This window comes from Streptococcus rifensis (genome assembly GCF_053203525.1).
In genome coordinates this window covers 1-22,652 of sequence record NZ_JBRUCW010000017.1, presented here as the reverse complement: position 1 = coordinate 22,652, position 22,652 = coordinate 1, and the positions used below count along the sequence as shown (strand labels likewise).

At 43.0% G+C, this 22,652-nt stretch carries 21 protein-coding genes; 2 read left to right on the top strand and 19 right to left on the bottom strand.

Features of this window, described 5'->3' with window-relative positions; translation table 11 throughout:
- Positions 1 to 13: 13 nt before the first annotated feature.
- From ACVRYP_RS09620 to ACVRYP_RS09540, 17 genes are all read right to left on the bottom strand, one after another.
- A complete protein-coding gene (locus ACVRYP_RS09620; RefSeq protein ID WP_447468498.1) occupies positions 14 to 877 on the bottom strand; it encodes a phytoene/squalene synthase family protein in 864 nt (287 codons plus the stop codon).
- On the bottom strand, positions 864 to 2,351 hold the full coding sequence (locus ACVRYP_RS09615) for a phytoene desaturase family protein (RefSeq protein ID WP_447468497.1): 1,488 nt from the start codon (positions 2,349 to 2,351) through the stop codon (positions 864 to 866). The genes ACVRYP_RS09620 and ACVRYP_RS09615 overlap by 14 nt, the downstream gene beginning before the upstream one ends.
- Before the next feature lie 204 nt (positions 2,352 to 2,555).
- The gene (locus ACVRYP_RS09610) at positions 2,556 to 4,217 is read right to left on the bottom strand and encodes a sensor histidine kinase (protein ID WP_447468496.1); all 1,662 of its coding nucleotides are present in this window, start codon (positions 4,215 to 4,217) and stop codon (positions 2,556 to 2,558) included.
- Positions 4,214 to 4,903 carry a response regulator transcription factor gene (locus ACVRYP_RS09605; protein ID WP_447468495.1) on the bottom strand — a complete coding sequence of 230 codons (690 nt, stop codon included), beginning with the start codon at positions 4,901 to 4,903 and terminating at the stop codon, positions 4,214 to 4,216. The genes ACVRYP_RS09610 and ACVRYP_RS09605 overlap by 4 nt, the downstream gene beginning before the upstream one ends.
- 3 nt (positions 4,904 to 4,906) lie before the next feature.
- Positions 4,907 to 5,557 (bottom strand): phosphate signaling complex protein PhoU, encoded by a 651-nt coding sequence (gene phoU / locus ACVRYP_RS09600; protein ID WP_307121171.1) that lies wholly within the window; start codon positions 5,555 to 5,557, stop codon positions 4,907 to 4,909.
- 2 nt (positions 5,558 to 5,559) lie between these two features.
- Positions 5,560 to 6,318, bottom strand: coding sequence for a phosphate ABC transporter ATP-binding protein PstB (pstB, locus tag ACVRYP_RS09595; protein ID WP_307121170.1), 759 nt, complete (start codon positions 6,316 to 6,318; stop codon positions 5,560 to 5,562).
- Positions 6,319 to 6,934: 616 nt separating this feature from the next.
- Complete coding sequence (gene pstA, locus ACVRYP_RS09590; RefSeq protein ID WP_447468494.1) at positions 6,935 to 7,792, bottom strand: phosphate ABC transporter permease PstA; 858 nt, start codon at positions 7,790 to 7,792, stop codon at positions 6,935 to 6,937.
- A gap of 1 nt (position 7,793) precedes the next feature.
- Positions 7,794 to 8,657, bottom strand: a complete 864-nt coding sequence (gene pstC / locus ACVRYP_RS09585; RefSeq protein WP_307121168.1) for a phosphate ABC transporter permease subunit PstC — start codon at positions 8,655 to 8,657, stop codon at positions 7,794 to 7,796.
- A gap of 18 nt (positions 8,658 to 8,675) precedes the next feature.
- Entirely contained in the window at positions 8,676 to 9,491 is an 816-nt protein-coding gene (locus ACVRYP_RS09580) for a phosphate ABC transporter substrate-binding protein (protein WP_447468493.1), read from the bottom strand.
- Positions 9,492 to 9,727: 236 nt separating this feature from the next.
- Positions 9,728 to 10,531 carry an ABC transporter ATP-binding protein gene (locus ACVRYP_RS09575; RefSeq protein WP_447468492.1) on the bottom strand — a complete coding sequence of 268 codons (804 nt, stop codon included), beginning with the start codon at positions 10,529 to 10,531 and terminating at the stop codon, positions 9,728 to 9,730.
- A 10-nt stretch (positions 10,532 to 10,541) separates the two neighbouring features.
- A complete protein-coding gene (locus tag ACVRYP_RS09570; RefSeq protein ID WP_307121165.1) occupies positions 10,542 to 11,438 on the bottom strand; it encodes an ABC transporter permease in 897 nt (298 codons plus the stop codon).
- A 36-nt stretch (positions 11,439 to 11,474) separates the two neighbouring features.
- Positions 11,475 to 12,443, bottom strand: a complete 969-nt coding sequence (locus ACVRYP_RS09565; protein ID WP_447468491.1) for an ABC transporter substrate binding protein — start codon at positions 12,441 to 12,443, stop codon at positions 11,475 to 11,477.
- Positions 12,444 to 12,453: 10 nt separating this feature from the next.
- Positions 12,454 to 13,413 (bottom strand): ABC transporter substrate-binding protein, encoded by a 960-nt coding sequence (locus ACVRYP_RS09560; protein WP_447468490.1) that lies wholly within the window; start codon positions 13,411 to 13,413, stop codon positions 12,454 to 12,456.
- 493 nt (positions 13,414 to 13,906) lie between these two features.
- A complete protein-coding gene (locus tag ACVRYP_RS09555; protein ID WP_447468489.1) occupies positions 13,907 to 14,506 on the bottom strand; it encodes an HD domain-containing protein in 600 nt (199 codons plus the stop codon).
- Between the two features lie 35 nt (positions 14,507 to 14,541).
- Positions 14,542 to 15,018 carry an NUDIX domain-containing protein gene (locus ACVRYP_RS09550; RefSeq protein WP_447468488.1) on the bottom strand — a complete coding sequence of 159 codons (477 nt, stop codon included), beginning with the start codon at positions 15,016 to 15,018 and terminating at the stop codon, positions 14,542 to 14,544.
- Positions 15,019 to 15,049: 31 nt separating this feature from the next.
- Positions 15,050 to 17,038 carry an excinuclease ABC subunit UvrB gene (gene uvrB / locus ACVRYP_RS09545; protein ID WP_447468487.1) on the bottom strand — a complete coding sequence of 663 codons (1,989 nt, stop codon included), beginning with the start codon at positions 17,036 to 17,038 and terminating at the stop codon, positions 15,050 to 15,052.
- Between the two features lie 57 nt (positions 17,039 to 17,095).
- Positions 17,096 to 17,416 (bottom strand): putative heavy metal-binding protein, encoded by a 321-nt coding sequence (locus ACVRYP_RS09540; RefSeq protein WP_447468486.1) that lies wholly within the window; start codon positions 17,414 to 17,416, stop codon positions 17,096 to 17,098.
- 236 nt (positions 17,417 to 17,652) lie between these two features.
- Between ACVRYP_RS09540 and ACVRYP_RS09535 the strand changes: the two genes are divergently transcribed.
- Positions 17,653 to 19,845 carry an ABC transporter substrate-binding protein/permease gene (locus tag ACVRYP_RS09535; protein WP_447468485.1) on the top strand — a complete coding sequence of 731 codons (2,193 nt, stop codon included), beginning with the start codon at positions 17,653 to 17,655 and terminating at the stop codon, positions 19,843 to 19,845.
- The gene (locus tag ACVRYP_RS09530; protein ID WP_447468484.1) at positions 19,845 to 20,585 is read left to right on the top strand and encodes an amino acid ABC transporter ATP-binding protein; all 741 of its coding nucleotides are present in this window, start codon (positions 19,845 to 19,847) and stop codon (positions 20,583 to 20,585) included. Before ACVRYP_RS09535 ends, ACVRYP_RS09530 begins: the two co-directional genes overlap by 1 nt.
- An 80-nt stretch (positions 20,586 to 20,665) precedes the next feature.
- Here the strand turns inward: ACVRYP_RS09530 and ACVRYP_RS09525 are convergent, their stop codons facing one another.
- Positions 20,666 to 22,441 (bottom strand): glycerophosphodiester phosphodiesterase, encoded by a 1,776-nt coding sequence (locus ACVRYP_RS09525; RefSeq protein WP_447468483.1) that lies wholly within the window; start codon positions 22,439 to 22,441, stop codon positions 20,666 to 20,668.
- A gap of 116 nt (positions 22,442 to 22,557) precedes the next feature.
- A partial coding sequence (locus ACVRYP_RS09520; protein WP_447467603.1) for an IS3 family transposase occupies positions 22,558 to 22,652 on the bottom strand: 95 nt, incomplete at its 5' end.

Here is a 22,652-nt window from a genome sequence, read left to right as displayed (position 1 = left end):
CAATCGCTCCTTTTTACTTGTATTTTTTAAGATCGGATTTGACGGCTACCAGTAATTTGGCTTTTTCCAAGGCTGAAATGGATTGACGTTTGGTTAGGACCTGATAACCTGATTGGCGACAGGCGTCTAAAATCGCTCGGTAATAATAGATGGCTGATAGGAGGGCTAAACGGGTTTCTGCTTTAACTAGGGGGATAATCCCAAGCCCACGCGCATAAAGACCCTCTGCGAGCCTCGCTTGATTTTCCCAGAGCTCAATAAGATTCTTTGTTGGTATTTCTTGGTCCAAATCCTTCTCACTGACCCCAAAAGACTTCATGTGATTAACTGGTAGGTAAATCCTGCCTTTTTGCCTGTCCTCACCAATATCCCTAAGGATATTAGTCACCTGCATGGCTTCACCGAGGTCTCTCGCGTAGCTCGCGCAGGCATCTGGTTGTTCTGATAGAATCGGCAAGAGCATGAGCCCAACTGTCCCCGCGACATGATAAGCATAGCGGCTCAAATCGTCCTGGGTGTCTGGTTGGCGAAAAGCCATGTCCATCCGTTGCCCTTCTATCATGTCGTAAAAAGGCTGAAAGCGCATAGGATAGTGCTGAAACACAACAGCTAAAGCCCGCCAGATGAAATGATCAGGAACCTGACCAGCTTCAAAGGCTCTGAGTTGCTCCTCAAAGGCATCCAGTCCAGCCAAATCTTGATTTTCATCAATCAGATCATCAGCCTGACGGCAAAAAGCGTATACCGCATAAACACTTAAGGCTTCTTCTTCAGGTAATTGGGAAAAAGCCGCGTAAAAACTCTTTGAGGCACGTTTGATAATCTGTCGACAGGCTTCAAAATCTGCCACGTGCTCATGAAACTTAGTTGTTGTCACGCAAAAACTCCTCTACCGCTAACTGAGCACTCATAAGTACAATAGGAACACCTGCTCCAGGGTGCGTACTACTGCCGCAGAAATACAGATTATCGACTGCCTTAAACTTTGGTTGAGGACGGAAATAGTTGCTCTGAAGGAGGGTTGGCTTGAGACCAAAGGTCGCGCCGTTAAAGGCATTGAACCGTTCTTCAAAGTCCTTAGGTGTATAGATTTGCTCAAAGACAATGTGCTCATCGATATCCTCAAAGACAGTTTCAGCCTTCATCTTAGATAAAATCAGGTCGCGATAGGCTGCCACAGCTTGGTCTGACCAATCCTTATACAGAGACAACTCTGGCACTGGAACCAGAACATATATCGCCTGATGTCCTTCAGGGGCCATGGTCTCATCGACCTGACTTGGCGAGTAGATGTAGTAGGATGGATCTGTCGGCAACTTTCCTTCCTCAAAAAGGTCGTTGACATTTTTCTGGAAATCTTGGGCAAAGAAAATATTGTGCAAGGAGCCTAAGTCGTATTCCTTGTCCACTCCCAAATAAAGGAGAAAACACGAACAAGAGTATTCCATTTTAGCGATTTTTTTGTCCGAGTACTTACCACGTGTCTTTTCGTCCGGCAAGAGATTGACCATAGCGTGTGGGAAATCCGCGTTACAGATGATTGCATCTGCTGGAACAACAGTCTCCCCCAGACGAATCCCAGTGGTCTTTTTCCCTTCCACTATAATCTCATCAACCGAGGCACCGTAATGAATCTGCCCTCCTAGTTCGAGGAAGAGCTTTTCCATAGCCTTGGCATAAGCATGCATCCCACCCTTAAAATACTGAACACCATAAAAGAGCTCGATCATAGGGATAATCGAGTAAAGCGAGGGACCTTGATAGGGAGAAATCCCAATATAAAGGGTCTGAAAAGCCAGCGACTTCCGCAGACGGTCGTCTTTGACGAACTTAGCTATCGAGCTATAAGCATCGTTAAAGGTCCGCAGGCGAAGCGCTTGATAGATGGTCCGAGGATTGTAAAAATCCCAGGCACTCCGAAACGATCTGGTCAAAAAGTGGTCTTTGGCGATCAAATACCGCTTGTAAATATCTGCCAAGAAAGCCAAGTAGCCTTGCGCATCTTCATCAGAGATGCCTTCTAATTGATGAATCAGCTTGGTCAAATCGGTCGAGAGTGGCATAGCTTCGTCTTTGGAAAAATGCAGAGTCAGCATAGGATCAACTGGACCGTAGTCCATGTAATCCTTTAGATCTCGCCCACAAAATGTAAAGACCTCTTCGTACATGTCTTTCATCATGACAATGGTTGGCCCAACGTCAAAGGTAAAGCCCTGTTCTTTAATCTGGTGCATCTTGCCACCAGGCTTATGGTTTTTTTCGTAAATGTGGACCTGGTGGCCCAAGTGTTGGAGGCGGATGGCTGAGGCAAGGCCAGCAACTCCTGCTCCAATTACTGCAATCTGTTTCATGACTACTACTCCATTTCTCTACAGTCTAGTCACGTTCCCTGTCTCTTATAGTTTACCATAATATATCGATTTTTTCATAAAATTCTCAGGTGCTCTACCAAAACGTCGCTTGGTAAACAAAAAGGAGAGGACGACATAGGTTTCTTCCTCTCCTTTGGTTTTATGAACAGTTCTAAGGAAAATTCAACACTTGTCTCCTTACGTTTAACCCTCTATATCCAGTGGTAAGACAACCTCAAAACGACTGCCCTGCCCGAGCTCACTTTGCACCGTTACGCGTCCCTTATGGTAGTCCACACCATTTTTGACGATTGAAAGACCTAGGCCTGTACCGCCTGTCTTTCGAGAATGGCTCTTGTCCACGCGGTAAAAGCGTTCAAAAATACGGTTTTGCTGCTCTGGAGAAATCCCTTCACCTTGGTCGGTAACACTAACAATAACATCCTGGTCAAGTCTTGCCATCTCTAAGCTAATCCTGGAATCAGTTGGACTATACTTAATGGCATTGTCCAAGAGGTTGTAAAAAATATCTGTCAGGATTTTAGCATTCCCTTTAACCGGACTGGACACCAAATCCTCAACAAGAGTGATCTTTTTAAGGGCAGAGGCCTCCCTAAGGCTATCTAGAACTGTGGTTAAAATGACCTTGAGGTCCAAAACTTCCTCATCAGGATTCGCTTGCTCGTCCAACTGAGAGAGCTTGATCACATCATCGATCAACTTGATCAAGCGTTTCGCCTCCGCCTGAATATGGCTAATAAAGCGCTCCTGCTTGTCGACAGGGACCATCTGATTGGCCAGAAGCTCACTGGCCCCCATAATGGTCTGGAGGGGTGTTTTCAACTCATGGGAGACATTGGCTGTAAACTCCCGCTTCATCTTATCGAGACGGCGTTGCTCGGTCACGTCCACGATCAACAGTACCAAGCCCATATAGGTCTGCGCTTCATCTACCCGACTGGCTAGTAGGCGATAAATCACACCATCTTGCTCCATGTGGTAGCTAGCATGGCCGACTTCCTTAGCTTTTAACAGGGTTTGCTGGAGATCATAGGCATGGCTGAGTTGATAGAACGGTCTACCTTTGGCTGTTTCAGTCTTAAAAATAGCTGCTGCTGATTGGTTGAGCAGCATCACCTCATCTTGGCGATTGAGGATAACGAGGCCTTCAGCCATCTGATCTGTAATGAACTGTAATTCTCGCTCACTTTGTTGAATTTGCTGAACTTGCTGGGCATTAGTTTCATTAAGGAAATCCATCCGCCTCAAAAGAGGAAGGAATTCGTCATAAACTTGGCTAGATAAGGGCTCATTGAGGTCAATCTGATTGACAGGCACCATGATTCGTTTGGATACCCACTTGGCCATGGCATAAGCAGCCAGTAAAGACAACAAGAAAATAAGCACTAAGAAATCCCAGAAGTCTTTGAGAGTCCCTAAGAAAGAGATAAATTGCACAGCTACCCTTAAGACTGTTCCTGATGGTAAAAGTCTTGCCCGATAAACCGTCTGCTCGGTCATAGTTGTCGAATAGCGCGTACTCTCCCCGTACCCGGTCTCCAAAGCTTCTACAATCTCCTCGCGCTGACCATGGTTCATCATGGTTTTGGCATCTTTTTTCGAATCATAGAGCACTTGACCTTCAGCGTTAACTAAGGTAATCCGAAAATCTTGGCTATCTAACTCCTTTAAACTTGATTCTCCCTGTCGCTCCGCTACTTGGACCAAAGTACCTAGTTGGCTATCGAGAACCCGCTCCTGTTGGTTAGACCAATATTGAAAGGACACCAAACCAACCCCAAATAAACTAAGGCACAAAGTCAAAGTCGAAATCAGCCAAATCGCTCTGAAAATCGTCTTGGTCATTGGTCACCTTCTTCCCAACTATAGCCGACATGGCGAATCGTTCGGATATATTGACTGTAAGCACCCAATTTTTGTCGCAGGGTTTTGATGTGAGCATCGACCGTTCGTGTTTCTCCCAAGTAGTCCATTCCCCAAACCTTTTGCAAGAGCTCTTCTCGGGTAAAAACGCGATTAGGGTGTTGCAAAAAGCGTTTAAGAAGTTCAAATTCTTTAAAAGTTAAATTAATTTTTTGCCCATCTAGCTTAACCTTGTGCTGGGTCAAATTAAGGTCAAGGTTCTTAAAGAGTAAATGGTCTGTTTCTTCTGATTTCCCGCGGTAGCGTCTCAAAACAGCTTTAATCCGTGAAATCATTTCCATCATCCCAAAGGGCTTAACCATGTAATCATCAGCCCCTAAATCAAGGCACTTGATTTTATCGTATTCACTGCCTTTGGCTGTGGTCATGATGACAGGAAAATCACCAAAATCAGGCTGAGCTCTCAATTCCTTAAGAACCGAGACCCCATCCTGATCAGGTAGCATGATATCCAAAAGAAGGAGGTCAGGCTTAGCCACCTCCTTGTTGTGTAAGGCTTCAAAGAAAGCGTGAGCATCAGGAAAACCACGCCCTTCAAACCCTGTTGATTCCAGGGTATAAAGGACTATCTCACGGATACTGTCGTCATCTTCTAAACACCAAATCATCGTTTACGTTCCTTTTCTCTCCCCAGTAACGAGGAAAATTAACCACCGCGCAGCGTTTGCTGAATGGTCCGCAATTTTTTCAAAATATTTTGCAATCAGGAGTAAGTCCAAGATTTCTTCTTCTTTGGTCTCGTCCTCTTCTAATTTCATGATTTTGATCAGGGATTTTTTCATGGTCTTGAAAGCTTTGTCAACCACATCATCGTAAGCAACCATTTCTTCAGCAAGAGCAGGATCTTCCTGAATATAGGCTTGTACGCTAAGTGATAAAGCTTTTTGCGTGACTTTGGCAAGCTCTAATAAGGCATTGTAGGCTAAGCCATCTGTCTGATTCACCTTTTCCAGCATACCATTGATATTTAAGATTTGCTCCCCAACACGATCAATATCATTGATCATCTCTAAGGTCGAAGAAATGCGACGCAGATCACGCGCCACAGGCTGTTGTTGCAAGAGCAATTTTAAACAACGCGCCTCAACTTTTTTCTTCAACTCTTCCACCGTTTCGTATAGTGGGCTTATCTCTATCATAGTATGATTGGCAGGATTTTTCAACTCTCGAAGTGTCAGAGCCATCATTTTTTCACTAATAGCCATCATCTCCACAAGTTCCATATGCATTTTTTCTAATTGATGATCAAAACGTTCTCTCATGATTAACCAAACCTTCCTGTGATATAGGCTTCTGTTTTCTCCTCAACAGGGTTTGAGAAGAGTTCCTGGGTTTTGCCATGCTCAATCAATTCCCCCAATAGGAAAAAGGCAGTATAATCTGAAATCCGCAAGGCTTGTTGCATGTTGTGGGTCACAATGATAATGGTGTAATCTTTTTTGAGTTCTACCATCAATTCTTCAATTTTTGCAGTTGAAATAGGGTCCAAGGCAGATGTCGGCTCATCCATCAGAATAATCTTAGGATTGACTGCCAAGGCACGCGCGATACAAAGACGCTGTTGCTGACCACCTGATAATCCAAGGGCTGACTTATGCAAACGGTCCTTAACCTCATCCCAGAGGGCTGCTTTTTTCAAGGAATCCTCAACGATCGGATCTAGCTCAGCCTTGCTTCTAATACCATGGGTCCGTGGCCCGTAGGCAATGTTGTCGTAAATCGACTTGTCAAAAGGGTTCGGACGTTGGAAAACCATTCCGATATCCTTGCGCAAATGAGTGACATTGATATCCTGGCGGAAAATATTCTCTCCACCATAAGTAATCGTCCCTTCGTAATGAACCCCTTTTATCAGGTCATTCATGCGGTTAATAGTTTTTAGAAAAGTAGACTTTCCACAACCAGAAGGGCCAATCAAGGCCGTGATTGAATTCTCAGGAAAGGTCATGTTGATCCCCTTGAGGGCCTTGTGCTCAGAGTACCACAACTCCAGCTGATCAACAGATAAAATCGATTGTGACATCAAAAACTCCTTATTATAAGATACAAAGGGCGTTAAACGAGCAAAGGCAAAACAGGAAGGCAGACGATGAGTCCCTATGACTCAAGGAAGCCTTATCTTTTTGACACAGCTCGTAGCCCGTGTTCAATTCCAAGATACAAAGGGCGTTAAGAAATACGTTGGAGAATGAATCAGCTGACGCAGAAACTCAGGTTTCTAGGAAGCTGGAACATTCTACCGAGTATTTTAGCCCGTGTTCAATTGAAAGATATGAGAGCGTATAAAGGACGACGGGCATTTCTCAACCCTGACGACGAGTCTCAGGACTCTAGGAAGGGAGGAAAATCATCCAAGTCCTTAGCTCGAATTCAGTTCTTTAAGATACAAAGGGCGTTTAGCGAGCAAAAGCAAAACAGGAAGGCAGACGATGAGTCCCTAAGACTCAAGGAAGCCTTATCTTTTTGACACAGCTCGTAGCCCGTGTTCAATTCCAAGATACAAAGGGCGTTAAACGAGCAAAGGCAAAACAGGAAGGCAGACGATGAGTCCCTAAGACTCAAGGAGGCCTTATCTTTTTGATACAGCTCGTAGCCCGTGTTCAATTCCAAGATACAAAGGACCTCTAACCCCCTTTGTTCTACTCTTTCGTCCGTGAAAGACGGGTGACTTGGTAGGCCACTTGGTTGATGATAAAGGTCAGGATGAGGAGAATAGTTGCAATGGCAAAGGCCACTTGAAACTCCCCTTGTTCTTTGGCATAGACATAGAGCGAGACTGTCAGCGTAGCTCCTGATTTGAAAATGGCTGAGAAGTAGCCTGTTGCTACGTGAGCAAGACCAGCTGTGTAAAGGAGCGCAGCCGTTTCCCCTAAAATCCTGCCAATCGTTAAAATGGTTCCTGAAACAATACCTGCCACACACTTAGGGAGGACAACCGTAAAGACCACACGGGACTTACCAGCACCAAGGGCAAAAGCACCTTCCCTATAACTGTTCGGAACAGTTTTGAGACTCTCTTGAGTCGTCCGGATAATAATGGGCAAGTTCATCATCACTAAGGTCAAAGCACCCGCTAAAATGGATGTCCCAAAGCCAAACATCTGAGCAAAGGCCAACATACCCACTAGACCAAAGATAATAGATGGAATCCCTGATAAGGTTTCCGTGGTAAACTCGATCCAGCTAATAAGCCGTGGATGATTGGCATACTCTGTCAAATAGATAGCCGCCCCAATACCAATTGGTAATACAACTGCCAGAGTCGTAATCACCATGTAGAGAGTATTTAAAATATCTGGTAAAATCCCAATATTACCTGTTAAATAACTGGGACTAGTCGTCAACAGTTCCCAAGACAAATGCTGAGCACCATTCCAAACCACATAGACAATAATAAAGAGAACCAGTCCTACTGTAATAGCTGCTGATAAGAGCATGGCAGTCTTGAGCGTCAAACTGTAGAGACGCCGTTTTTGCCATAAGCGCGTGTCTTCCATGTTAACGCTCCTTTTTCTTTAAAAGATAATTGAGTAAGAGATTGATGCACATGATAAAGGTAAAGAGCACCAAGGCAATGGAGAAGAGGGCCTGACGTTGCAACCCAGAAGAGTAAGACATCTCACTGGCTACCGCTGTCGTCAAAAAGCGAACACTCTCAAAAAGAGAAGGCATATTAGCCGCATTCCCTGATACCATCATAACGGCCATCGCTTCACCAATAGCCCGTCCAACACCTAATACAACTGCTGCTGCCACACCACTTTTTGCAGCTGGTAAGGAAACTCGGAAATAGGTTTCCATCTCAGTCGCACCAAGGGCTAACGAGGCATCTTCGTAATCTTTCGGCACTGCATCCAAAGCAACAACTGCTGTCTTAATGATAGATGGCAAAACCATAATGGCCAAGACGATAATTGCTGCTAAAAGGCTAGCACCATCTGACAAATGGAACAGTTTTTTAATTCCAGGCACCAAAACCAACATGCCGACAAGACCATAAACGACTGAAGGAATGGCAGCTAAAAGGTTGATAGCCTCATTAACTACTAATTTTACCTTTGGAGATGCCACCTTAGACAGATAAACAGCTGTCAAGACGCCGATTGGCACTCCAATTATCAAAGCACCTAGTGTGCCATAAACACTTGATAAAATAAAGGGCAGTATCCCATATTTAGCTGTTCCAGCAGTTGATGCCCATTCTTTACCAAGAAGGAAATCAAAAACTCCGATTTCGAAAATAGCTGGCAAACCTGCAACAATTAAATAAACCGTAATCAGTAGCACTGAGGCTACACTAACTAGCCCTAAGGCAAGAAAGATGCCGTGAACCAGCATCTCCCAATCAAACTTTTTTTTCATGAATCTTCCTACTTACGATTAGTTAGCTGGGAAAACGCCAGCCTTCAAGATAAGTTCTTTAGCTTCTTCTGAAGTTGCATAGTCAAAGAACGCTTTGGCAGCTTCTGACAATTCAGCACCTTTTTTAGTCACCATTAGGAATGGACGTTGCATCACGTAAGAACCATCTAAAACAGTGTTCTCAGACGGAGTCACACCATCAATATCTAGTACAGTTACTTCATCAGAGACTGAAGCAAGTGACGCATAGCCGATAGCATTTTCGTTAGATGATACCGTTGAAATAACATCTCCTGTTGAAGTCAATTCTTGACGGTATTTTGCTTGGTCTTCAATTTCAAGAATAGATTCAAATCCATCACGTGTTCCTGAACCTGCTTCACGACCGATAATAACGATTTCTAAATCAGAACCACCGAGATCTTTCCAGTTAGTAATTTCACCCTTATAAATAGCTGCTAAATCATCTTTCGATAAATCTTGCACTGGATTGTCAGGGTTGGTGACTACCGCGATAGCATCATAAGCTAGAACAGTTGCTTCCAGCGTGCTTTCTTCTTCTTCTTTTAAGGCGCGACTAGCAAGACCAATATCTGCTGTTCCATCACCTGCAGCCTTGATACCAGCACTTGATCCAGTTGGATCATAAGTGAAAGTAATATCTGAATTGCTTTGCATGAAGGACTCACCTAGGGTACCGATTACTTTTTCCATGGAAGTTGATCCGTTTGTCTTTACAGATTGTTCTGCTGCGGAACCACCGCCTCCGCCGCCACATGCTGCTAAGCTAAGACCTGCTACTGCCGTCAAAGTTAAAAGAAATGATTTTTTCATGTTTGAAAACTCCTAAAACACTATAGATTATTTGTTACAAACACATGATACCAAAGCAATGTAAAATCCAAACCCGTCATTTGTAAAATTCCTGTAAAATCCAAAAATCCACTCAAATCAGTACTCTATTCCCGTACTTCACCTAGATTTCACCTGTTAGTGTCTTTAAAAATGGAAGAGAAAGTAAAAAAACGATTGGAAAAATCCAATCGTTTTTATCTCTGTCTATTCAGAGCCTAGCTTAAAATCAATTCGTCATTAGCCAAGGCTTGGCCACTGTTTTTGTGGAAAAGTTCCATCAATTCTTGGACTGTTAAGTTTTTCTTTTCTTCGCCTTGCACATCGACAACAATTTGACCTTGGTGAAGCATGACCAAGCGATTTCCGTAGGCAATGGCATTCTCCATATTGTGAGTGATCATCAAGGTGGTTAACTGATTGCTTTCAACAATTTTTTGGGTTAATCCCATAACCATGTCACTGGTTTTTGGATCTAGTGCCGCAGTGTGCTCATCTAATAGTAACACTTTAGGCTTGACTAAGGAAGCCATAAGAAGCGTTAAAGCTTGGCGTTGCCCACCTGATAGGAATTGCGTGTCCACCTTTAGACGGTTTTCTAATCCCAAGCCTAACTCTTTGAGAGATTCCGCGAAAATGTGGCGTTCGCTATCTTTAACACCCCAGCTTAAGCCCCTTGACTGTCCACGACGATAAGCAATGGCCATATTTTCTTCGATGCTAAGCCGAGATGCAGTTCCCATCTTTGGATCTTGGAAAACACGGCTAATCTCTTTAGCCCTCTTGGCCGCTGGAATTTGCTTAATGGATTTGCCTTCTAATAGTATATCTCCTTCATCAACAGGTAGGGTACCTGCTAGAGAGTTCATCAGGGTCGACTTTCCAGCACCATTGCCACCGATAATCGAAATAAAATCCCCTTCATCAACATCTAAGGATAATCCTCTTAACACATGATTTTCGTTAATGGTTCCTGCTTCAAAGGTTTTATGAATGGATTGTATGGATAAAATTGTACTCATCTTTCCTTACCTACCCTTTCTGTTGCATTCCTGATAACGGACGAATGTTTAGCTTTTTTTGCAACTCTGGCACAAAGAGGACAACAGCCAACAAGATAGCTGAGAACAATTTCACTAGGTCAGCGTCCATACCAGGGATTTCTAAAATAGCCAAGATAATTAAACGATACAAAATAGACCCTAGCACAACTGAAGCCAATCGCATCCCAATGCTCAAGTTTTTCAAAATCACTTCCGCAATGATCACAGAGGCAAGACCGATAACGATAGTTCCTGTTCCTGAATTTAAATCTGCATACCCATTGTTTTGTGTCAAAAGAGCACCACATAGAGCAATCAGACCGTTTGAAAGCATGTAACCATAGATTTTCATGCGGTCGACATTAATGCCGTTCGCCTCACTCATGGGAATATTATCTCCTGTTGAACGTAACGCAAGCCCAACCTGCGTCTTCATTAAGAGGGTTAACAGAGCAATGACCACTACCACAAACACCGCTCCGATAACCAAAACAGCATTTGTTTTAGATAGCCCCAAAGCCTGTAGTTGTGTGACCAGAGTGGTCTGCCGCAAAAGGGCAACATTTGCTTTACCCAATACTTTCAAATTAATAGAATACAGACCAGTCAAGGTGACGATCCCTGTTAGAAGGGCAGGTATCTTCAACTTAGTGTGGAGGAGCCCAGATACCAAGCCTGCTCCCATACCACCCACGAATCCCAAAAGCGTTGCTAACAAAGGGTTCAAACCATTCACAATAGAGGTAGCACAGATGGCGGCTCCTAAAGGGTAGGACCCTTCTGCTGTCAGGTCTGCAATATCTAAAATACGATAAGTCAAGTAGACACCGATTGCCATAATTGACCATAATAACCCCTGAGATAAACTCGATAACACTAAATCCACGATTTTCTCCTTTGAACAGAACTGTTCATTTGTTTTTTAATTTGAGACAGATAAATGAGACACATCAATACCTAATTTGTCAGCCATTTCTGCGTTTACATGCAAATCAACTGTTTCTGGCGCTTGGACGGATAGGGTTGAAACCTCTTCACCTTCAATAATCTTAATAGCCATTTTTGCTGTTTGACGACCCAAGGCTTCATAGTTTGTTCCATAAGTCAGCAAACCACCTGCGTCGACCATATCCGTTGATCCGCCAATAACAGGGACCTTATATTCAATCGATAATTCTCCAATCATGGTCATCGTTGATGCAACGGTATTATCCGTAGGTACAAAAACGGCATCAACATCTTTCATGAGACTAGTTGCAGCATCTTGAACATCATTGGTTGTTGAAATCCCTTTTAAAACTACTGTATAGCCAGCCTTTTCCAAGAGTTTGCTAGCTTCTTCAACCTGAACTTCTGAATTTCGTTCACTGGTCGTATACAAGATACCAACCGTTTTGGCATCTGGAACAGCTTGCCCTAAGAGTTCTACTTGTTTATCAATCGGCGCCTGGTCACTGGTACCTGTTAAATTACCTCCAGGATTCTCAAAGCTGTCCACTAAGTCAGCTGAAACAGGATCTGTTACCGCCGTAAATAAAATAGGAACATCCATAGAAGCTGTGGCTAAGCTTTGGGCTGCTGGAGTTGCAATGGCTAAGACCAATTGATTCTTACCGACCAATTGTTCTGAAATCGTTTGGAGATTAGCCTGGTCACCTTGTGAATTTTGATAATCGATGGTAATCTTTTCCCCATCTTTATATCCATTTGCTTCTAATTCTGCAACAAATCCTTCACGCGCTGCGGATAATGAGTCATGTTCCATATACTGTAAGATACCGACATTGACCGTATCATTTGATGCCTTATCCGCTGTTGAACAAGCTGATAACGTCAACAGAGACAAGCCCGCTACAGTTGCTACAAGTGATTTTTTAAAAGAACGATACATGATTTTTCTCCTATTTATTTAATGCTTCGATGCTATCTGGCTCAATGCCTAATACTGCTGCCATTTCTTCGTTAACAGCAATGCTTGCTGTCTCAGGCTTTTCAACTGGAATATCTGCTGGATTTTTTCCTTCCAAGATGTCCAATGCTAGCTGACCAGCTTGAACTCCAATAGCATGGAAATCAACTCCGTAAGTAAAGAGAACTCCTTCAAGATAGGCTTCATCACTTCCAATAGCAGGGACTTTTTTGTCCATCAAAATTTCACCAATCGTCGCAGCTGTCGAAGCGACGGTATTATCCGTTGGTAAGTAAATCGCATCCACTTGGCCTGATAATGATGTCATGACCTGCTGAACATCGTTTGTCGTTGTAACGGTTTTAACAATCACCTTAACACCCGCTTGTTCAAGGGCTTCTTGAGCTTCTTTTGCTTGAACCTCAGAGTTTACCTCACTGGAATTGTAAAAAATTCCAACTGTTTTGGCCTCTGGAACCACTTTTAAGAGCATCTCAATTTGTCCAGCAACATCGGTGGCATCGATCGAACCTGTCATATTACCACCAGGATTTTCCATACTTTCTACCAATCCAGCTGATACCGGATCCGTAACCGCTGTGAAGACAGACGGTGTTTCTCCATCAACATTTAACAAGGCTTGGGCTGCAGGGGTTGCAATGGCAAAGTTTACATCGTTTTTCCCAGCCAATTGCTCAACCATCGTTTGCAGGTTAGCCTGGTCCCCTTGAGCATTCTGGAAATCTACCTTTAGATTCGTCTCTTCTTCATAACCGCCTTCTTTTAAGGCTTCAAGGAAGCCATCTTTCGCAGCTGAAAGAGCATCATGCTCTGCGTACTGGATGATTCCAATGGATACTTGATCTGAATTTTGATCAGATGAGCTGCATGCTGCAAGACTGGTTACAGCTATAAAACTGAGAGCCATAAAGGCTATGCGACGGAATTTCATTTTCTATCTCCTTTTTTTAATGAAGAAAAGACTGTTAGGCAATCACTGTATAAAAATAAGGACCATCTAGAGTCAATCTAAATGGTCCTTGACAACTGTGTTAGGAGAACAGATGATGTGGTTGCCCATTTAGATTTTCATCCATGTGAGCACCTGCCAAATAAGGACAGCCACATAGATACAAACTGAACGTTTCTCGTGTTTGCATCCATGGGTTACATGTCTACAAACACTATCTAAAGTAGCTGTAAAAGTAACAATTCGCTGATGATATCTGACAAGTCACTGACATCTAACTGTCTCCATTTCTCATTTTATTTTAGTTAGTAAAATAATAAAACTTTTTTAGCCATTTGTCAAGGGATTATGAATAATTTGACATTTTTTTGAAAAATTATGAACATAGTCAAACCGAATCTAACCAGCTCTCCTCAACCTGTCTGTTCGGTTTATTTCACATATAGTAGATATAGTAGGCTCTGTAAACAGAGCCTTAGCTTTCAGAGTCATCATCGCTGTACAGCCCTTTGTCAACACTCTTAGCTACTAACTCTAAAACAAGTTGCCAAATGTCTGGACTCTCCTGTTCAATAAAAGCTTTTTTGGCTAAAACCTGTTGTTTCGTCAAGCCGTCTGGATTATCATTGTCCTGCGCTATAAAATAGTGATTCATCAGCGGTGCAAGGGCGTCAATGACTCTCGCATACCTTGCTTCTGAACTGGTTCCTGTTTCAAATTCTTTCCACAGGGTCAACAAATTTGATCTTGAAGCATCCGGCAAATACCCTAGTGTTTGTTGGACAGAAAATAACTCCCTCTGATAAGAAGTGGCTTTTCCTTCTTCATCGAAAACAGAGGTGTCTCCTGCACCAATTTCTCCAATGTCATGGATGAGAAGCATCAACATCACAGTCTCTAGGTTAACGTCATCCTGAAAAAAGGATTGTAACAGAGGAGCCATAATGGCTAGTTGCCAGGAATGCTCGGCAGCATTTTCATAACGGCCATCCATGGTTTGATTTTGACGCTGAACAGTTTTTAAAGACTCTATTTCTTTGAAAAAGGTTAGATACTGTTGAGGTGAATGATTCACTGATAGGGTTCCTCCTGATTTTCCATTAAATGAATCTACACTAACGCTTCTACCACAAACACTTCTCCGACAGTAAGCCCACCATAAAGGTTCTGGTCAAAGTGGCCTGTTTTTATATAATGTTCCAAGACGAGCTTAGCGGTCAAGGGCATGTCTAGATTATGCAAGTCTGATAAGGAAAACCACTTGAGCTGGCCTTCATTAGACTTTAGTGACATCTTCTCAACCAATTCCGCAAAGAAGAAATAAATAACTCGAATCTCGCCCTTAGTTTGCCGAAGTGTCACATAGCGCAGCTGTAAGTCCCTTAGGTCAGATTCCGACAAACCCAACTCTTCTTTCAACTCTCTGAGAACACCCTGTTTAGCGTTATTTAGCTCCCCTTGTTCCAGATGGCCTCCTGCTGAGGCAACCCAGAGGTGGTTAGCTACCCGAGAGCCCTCACGATAGAGAAGAAGAATCTCATCACCGTGAATCAGGTAGAGACTGGTCATGTTGCGTTGAGTTGGCATGAAGTTCTCCTCATATTATTTTGCTTAACCATCACCCCATAGCCCTTAATTCTAAAACCATATCACGGATTTGAGCAGCCAGTTCAAAGTCGAGCAAGCCTGCAGCTTCTTGCATCTGCCCTTCTAACTCCTTGATGAGAGCCTGACGTTCCTTCTTAGTCATGGTTTCTGGGTTCTGGGCCTCGATACTGTCTTTATCCACCGTCTTGGTCACCGCAATCAAGTCCCGAATTTCTTTCTTAATGGTCTGCGGTGTGATGCCGTGCTTTTCATTATAAGCCATCTGAATGGCGCGACGGCGGGCTGTCTCATCAATAGCCCGTTGCATGGACTGGGTCATGTTATCGGCATACATGATGACATGGCCGTCACTGTTACGGGCGGCACGACCGATGGTCTGGATAAGGCCACGCTCATTGCGCAGGAAGCCTTCCTTGTCCGCATCGAGAATAGCGACCAGACTGACTTCAGGCACATCAATCCCCTCCCGCAAAAGGTTAATCCCAATCAGGACATCAAAGACACCCAGGCGCAGATCACGGATAATCTCGGTTCGCTCCAAAGTCTTAATATCTGAGTGCATGTACTTGACCTTGACCCCCATCTCCTTGAAATAGTCAGTCAAATCCTCAGCCATCTTCTTGGTCATGGTGGTGATAAAGGTCCGCTCACCTTTTTCCGCACGACTGGTAATCTCGCCAAGCAGATCGTCAATCTGACCATGGGTAGGACGCACCTCCACTTCAGGGTCCAAAAGGCCAGTCGGTCGAATGATTTGTTCGACAATAGTGTCTGTCTGTTCATTTTCATAATCACCCGGCGTCGCCGACACATAGACAATCTGGTGCACATGGCTCTCAAACTCTTCGCGACGAAGGGGACGGTTGTCCAGTGCACTTGGTAAACGAAAACCATAATCCACCAGCATCTGCTTGCGGGAGCGGTCACCATTATACATCCCACGGATCTGGCCCATGGTCATGTGACTCTCGTCAATCATGATCAAAAAGTCCTCTGGGAAGAAGTCTAAGAGCGTGTAAGGCGGCTCGCCCTCACTCCGTCCATCCATATGGCGGGAGTAGTTCTCGACGCCATTGGTGTAGCCCATCTCACGGAGCATCTCAATGTCATACTCTGTCCGTTGCTTCAGGCGTTGCGCTTCTAGAAGCTTGCCTTCAGCTTCAAAGACCTTGAGCTGGTCCTCAAGTTCTGCCTGGATCTTAGCAATGGCCACTTCCATGTGATCGGCATTGGTCATAAAGTGAGTAGCTGGGAAGATAGAGAGATGGTTGACTTCTCCTAGGACGCGACCTGTCAACGCCTCGATTTCCCGAATCCGGTCGATCTCATCTCCGAAAAATTCTACCCGAAAGGCATGCTCATCACGACTGGCTGGAAAGACTTCAACCACATCCCCACGAACACGAAAGCGTCCCCGCTGGAAATCGATGTCATTGCGCTCAAACTGGATGTCCACAAGGGCATTCAAAAGTCCGTCTCGGGAGATTTCTTGCCCAGGACGCAGGCTGACCACGCTGTCGGAGTATTCCTTGGGCGACCCCAAACCATAGATACAAGAAACCGAGGCCACTACGATGACATCGTTGCGTTCCAAGAGGGCAGAGGTTGCCGAATGGCGCAATTTATCAATTTCATCATTGACCGAGCTATCTTTCTCAATATAGGTATCAGAGGACGGGACATAAGCCTCAGGCTGGTAGTAGTCATAGTAGGACACAAAATACTCGACCGCATTGTCTGGGAAAAATTCCTTGAACTCCCCGTAAAGTTGTCCTGCAAGTGTCTTGTTGTGGGCAATAACAAGAGTAGGTTTATTGACCCTTTGGATAACCTGACTCATGGTATAGGTCTTTCCTGTCCCTGTTGCCCCCATGAGGATCTGGGCCTTCTCGCCACCCTCGATATTATCGACTAGTTGCTCAATCGCTTGAGGCTGGTCACCGGACGGCTCGTACTTGGAAACAAGCCGAAATGCTTTATCTGTTCTTCTTTCAATCATAGCCTTATTTTACCACAAAATCAGAGAGAAAAGGCTGGAAAACCAGCCTCCACTTTTCTATGTCAACTTAACCGCCGTGCCACTACAGGTCACCATGAGCATGCCATTGTCAGCCCCAAGCACTTCATAGTCCATCTTAACCGCAATAACAGCATCAGCACCTAGCGCTATGGCTCTATCTTCCATTTCTTTAAGGGCTGTTTCCCTAGCTTCCGTCAACTCGCCTTCGTAACTGCCGGAGCGACCTCCAAAAATATTGCGAAGACCTGCGCCTATATCCTTTAAGACGTTGATTCCTGTAATGACCTCACCAAAAACAATGCCCTTATAGTCTGTGACCTGACGTCCATCAATGGTTTGAGATGTTGTGATTATCATAGAAAACTCCTTTCAATTGCTTTTTTCTTCATTATAGTCTTTTGATCGTAAAAGGTCTATGGTTAACCCATAATTTTTTGTAAGAAGTTTTTATTAATATGTTAGATTTTCTAACATATTCAATTTGCAAAAATTTTCAGAATTTGGTATAATGGAAAAATATTTTTGGGAGTTGGTTTAGATACCCTTTAACCATAAAAGTATTTGACCAACTGCTACTACAAAGGAGACTCCTAATGAAGAAAAAGTTTTTAGCGCTCTTGCTAACCTTACTTCCCCTTTATACCATGTTGACAGGACACACTGTTCAGGCTGAAACGATTGATATTGTGTTTGACTCTACCTATGCCCCTTTTGAATTCCAAGACACTGATGGAACCTACAAAGGCATAGATGTCGCCATTATCGAGGAAGTCGCTAAACGTTCAGGTTGGACGACCAATAATACCTATCCAGGGTTTGATGCGGCAGTCAACGCAGTGCAATCAGGACAAGCTGATGCCATCATGGCCGGAATGACCATTACAGAAGCCCGCCAGAAGGTCTTTACCTTCTCTGATTCTTATTTTGACACGTCTATTGTCATTGCTAGTACCGGAAATAAAACCGTACCAAGCTACGAGGACCTTAAAGGGAAAACTGTCGGCGTCAAAAACGGGACTGTTTCTCAAACGTTCCTGGAAGAAAACAAGGAAAAATACGGTTATACCATTAAGCCCTTTGATACGGGAACTGAGATGTATAACAGTTTAGCAGCTGGTGCAGTAGACGCTGCCATGGATGATACTCCCGTCATTCAGTATGCTATCAAGCAAGGGCAAGACCTCGCCATCAATATGGAGCCTGAAAATATTGGTTCCTTTGGGTTTGCTGTCAAAAAAGACGGCCCATACGAATACCTTGTTGACGACTTTAACAAAGCCCTCAAGGAAATGAAGGCTGATGGGACCTATGACGCCATCATCGCTGAATGGGTTGGTGACGATGAAACAGAGGCATCAACCTTCTCTAGTAGCCTTAGTTTGACAGGTGATGCTCTCGCCAAGGCAACTGCTATCAAACCAGTTTATACAATTGTCAGCGATTCGTCCTTTGCCCCCTTTGAATTCCAAGATGAATCTAACACTTATGTTGGTATCGACATGGAACTAATCCAAGCTATCGCTGAGCAACAAGGCTTTGCTATTGAGATTCAAAACCCAGGTTTTGATGCCGCCCTAAACGCCATTCAATCTGGTCAGGCAGATGGGATGATCGCTGGTATGTCTATTACAGATGCTCGTAAAGAAACCTTTGATTTTTCAGACGCCTACTTTACTGCTAATGCTATTTTAGCTGTTCAAAAAGATAGTGATATCACAAGCTACGAAGACCTCAAAGGAAAGACTGTTGGTGTCAAAAACGGGACTTCTTCACAGGACTTTCTCGATGAAAACAAAGATAAGTATGGCTACACTGTTAAAACATTCTCTGAAGCCTCAGGTATGTACGATTCTTTAAATACTGGTGCTGTCGTGGCTGTTATGGATGATGAGCCAGTTGTCAAATATGCTATAACACAAGGACAAAACTTAGCGACTCCGATTAAAGGGATCCCTATTGGTCAATACGGATTTGCTGTTAAAAAAGGGAGCAACCCAGAATTAATCGAAATGTTTAATAATGGTTTAGCAGCCCTGGTTGAGTCCGGTGAGTACGATGCGATTTTAGCTAACTACCTATCCGAAAACAAGAGTTTCGAAAAGGCGAGTTCTGTCGACGAATCAACGATTTCTGGACTCCTTGGCAATAACTGGAACCAACTCCTTAAGGGACTAGGCGTAACGCTCGGTTTAGCTTTGCTATCCTTTGCTATTGCAGTCATCATTGGGATTATCTTTGGGATGATGGCTGTTAGCCCTATCAAAGCACTCCGCGTGATTTCAAGTCTCTTTGTTGACGTGATTCGAGGGATTCCCCTTATGATTGTTGCAGCCTTTATCTTCTGGGGTATTCCCAACTTGATTGAATCTGTCACTGGCCAACAAAGTCCTATCAATGACTTCGTCGCAGGGGTTATCGCCCTTTCTCTCAACTCAGGTGCCTATATTGCAGAAATTGTGCGAGGCGGTATTGAGGCTGTTCCACCTGGTCAGATGGAAGCCAGTCGAAGCCTAGGTATCTCTTATGGTAAGACGATGCAGCGTATCATTTTACCTCAGGCAGGAAAAATCATGCTACCGAACTTTATCAACCAATTTGTCATTACACTTAAAGATACAACGATCATCTCAGCTATTGGCTTGGTGGAACTTTTCCAAACAGGAAAAATCATCATTGCACGTAACTACCAATCCTTCCGTATGTATGCTATACTAGCAGTATTGTACTTGATTATTATTACGCTATTGACACGATTGGCAAAACGCTTAGAAACGAGGAATAAGTAATGGCAACATTAAAGATTGATGTCCAAGATTTGCATAAATATTTCGGGGACAATGAAGTTCTTAAAGGGATTACAACCCAATTCTATGAGGGAGATGTTGTCTGCATAATCGGTCCATCTGGGTCTGGTAAGTCGACCTTCTTACGCAGCCTTAACCTGTTAGAAGAGGCTACTAGCGGACACATCATCGTAAATGGCTATGACCTCCTAGATAAAGAGACAAAAGTCGATAGGGTCAGGGAAAATATCGGCATGGTTTTTCAACATTTTAATCTCTTTCCACATATGACTGTTTTGGATAATATCACCTTTGCACCTATTGAGCATAAAATCATGTCAAAAGCAGAAGCCGAAAGCTATGCGTCAGAGCTTCTCGATAAGGTTGGATTGGCTGACAAGCGCGATGCTATGCCAGATAGCCTCTCAGGTGGGCAGAAACAACGGGTAGCGATTGCCCGGGCTCTTGCTATGAAACCAGACATCATGCTCTTTGACGAACCAACTTCGGCTCTAGACCCTGAAATGGTTGGTGATGTTCTCAATGTTATGAAGGACTTAGCTGAACAAGGCATGACCATGTTGATTGTCACCCACGAAATGGGTTTTGCCCGCAAGGTTGCTAACCGAGTGATCTTTACAGATGGCGGTGAATTCCTTGAGGACAATACCCCAGACCAAATTTTCGATAATCCTCAACATCCTCGTCTTCAAGATTTTCTTAATAAAGTCCTCAACGTCTAACTTAATCGTTCAGAAAGCCCCACTTCCGAATGGAAATGGGGCTTATTTGTAGTTTTTGATTTGTCTGGACGGAAGATCAATTATTTTTGTGAAGCCAATAATCTAAGAGCCCTGGCGAAATACCCATCATCTTCCAAAAGATCAGACTGTTCTGATTTAAAAAGATTTAGTTCATCAGTGATAATACCATTTACTGGACTTTGCAAATAATTAGACATAGTAGATGAATCGTTAATCGTCCAAACATACAAATCCTTACCTTGTTGTTCTGCGCTTAGCATAATAATCTCATTATAGGAGAATTCTTCAATAACATAAAAATCAACACCGTAATTGCCAAAACTACCAAATTGCAAAGGAATGACATATCCTGTGGATAATTGGGGTGCTTTCTTCTCAATATTTTCCATAAGCTTTAAATCTAGAGACATAACCTTATCATCTTTTCCGATATCTAAGCGATCTAATTCTTCTAAGACAAGCTCTACATAGTTATCAGGTTCACTTCCATGTGGCTTCAATTCAATTAGAAGGGGTTGATTTAGTTCCTTAGCTTTTTTGACATATGTTTCAAGAGTAACAATTTCACTAACAAAATCATCCTGGTATATACCGAGGCCCTCAATCTCTTGTAATGATTTCTCGGAAACATTCCAGTTCCTGCCCGCTAAACGCAAAAGATTATTGTCGTGAAGCACTACAAACTGTTGGTCAGCCGTCATCAAAACATCCATCTCAACCAAATCCGCTCCTTTAGAATGAGCAGCTTCTAAAGCTTCAATCGAGTTTTCGACTCCTGCTGTAACATCACCACGATGAGCAATCATAGCGACATCTTTATTGAGATTAGCAAGATAAAGTTGGATGCCATTGTAAAAAATTGAAATTAAAATTGTTGCTAGTAGTAGGAACTTGCTCCACTTTGGGTAACGAAAAGGCCTTGCTTCACTATCTGACAAAGTAACATAATCTACGGATCGGTCCAAATCATCAGCTCCAAGTAAATGATTAACCAAAACTTCGATAGTTACTAATTTATTAAGGAAAATTACGATATAAATAATTCCCTTAACCAAGCTATAGAAAAGCGTTTGAAAGGCTATGTTATTCCACCAATTATCTAAAATTCCAAAAATAATTGATAAAAGGTAGGTGAATAGAATACCTATCCCAGTAACAAATCCTGTAAATAGGAGAACAACAATCAATAATTTTAATTTATTGTGCCTCGTTAAACGCCAACTCTGGATCATATTTTGCCAAGGTGTGTCTTCATTAACGACAGAGAGTGGTAAAAAATATATTAGGCGAATATTTACATACAAAATTAAAGCAAGAAAACCATAATAAAAAATAGTACCAAACCAAGTTTTTAAGAGCTCACCAGATATAAAATCAGGAATCCGAAACCGATCTAGTAATGGAGAGCTTAATCCAAGATTTCCTATAGGTATCATAAGTACCAAGTAAGCTAAGAAAACGATTATTTGAAATCCAGACAGCCACTTCATTTTCTGCCAGGCTACTTTAAGCATGTCTCTAATTTCTACATTGCGGTAGGAACTTACTACCATGTAGATGAGACAAATGTATTCTAAAAAAATAAAAGCTGCTACTAAAAGGATATAACCCACGAGAACTAAAAATGGCGCTGTTTGTCCTATAACATCTAAGAAATTATCTTGCTTTAGATTTGAAACGCCAGCTAATCTTAGGGCAAAGTTAAAAATTAGTCCTAATAGATATCGACCAAGTGTCATCAAAAGGACTTGCAATAAGATACTAGTTAGCAAATAGCGGTATTTGTGAAAATAAAGATTTTTAAGACATTCTCGTGCTAATTGTCTAATTTTCAACTGGTTTTTCCTCCTTTTATTTTTTCTATTATATCAGAAAACGAATCTTTTTGGTAACACACCAAAAGAAAAAGACTAGCACCTTGTACTGACCCCAAAAAGTTAGACAGGAAATATTAGTGAAAGGATTTAGTTCTGTACTGCACAGGGCTAAGTCCTTTTAGTTTAGTCTTAATGCGTTTGTTATTGTAGTAAAAAATGTAATCGGTGA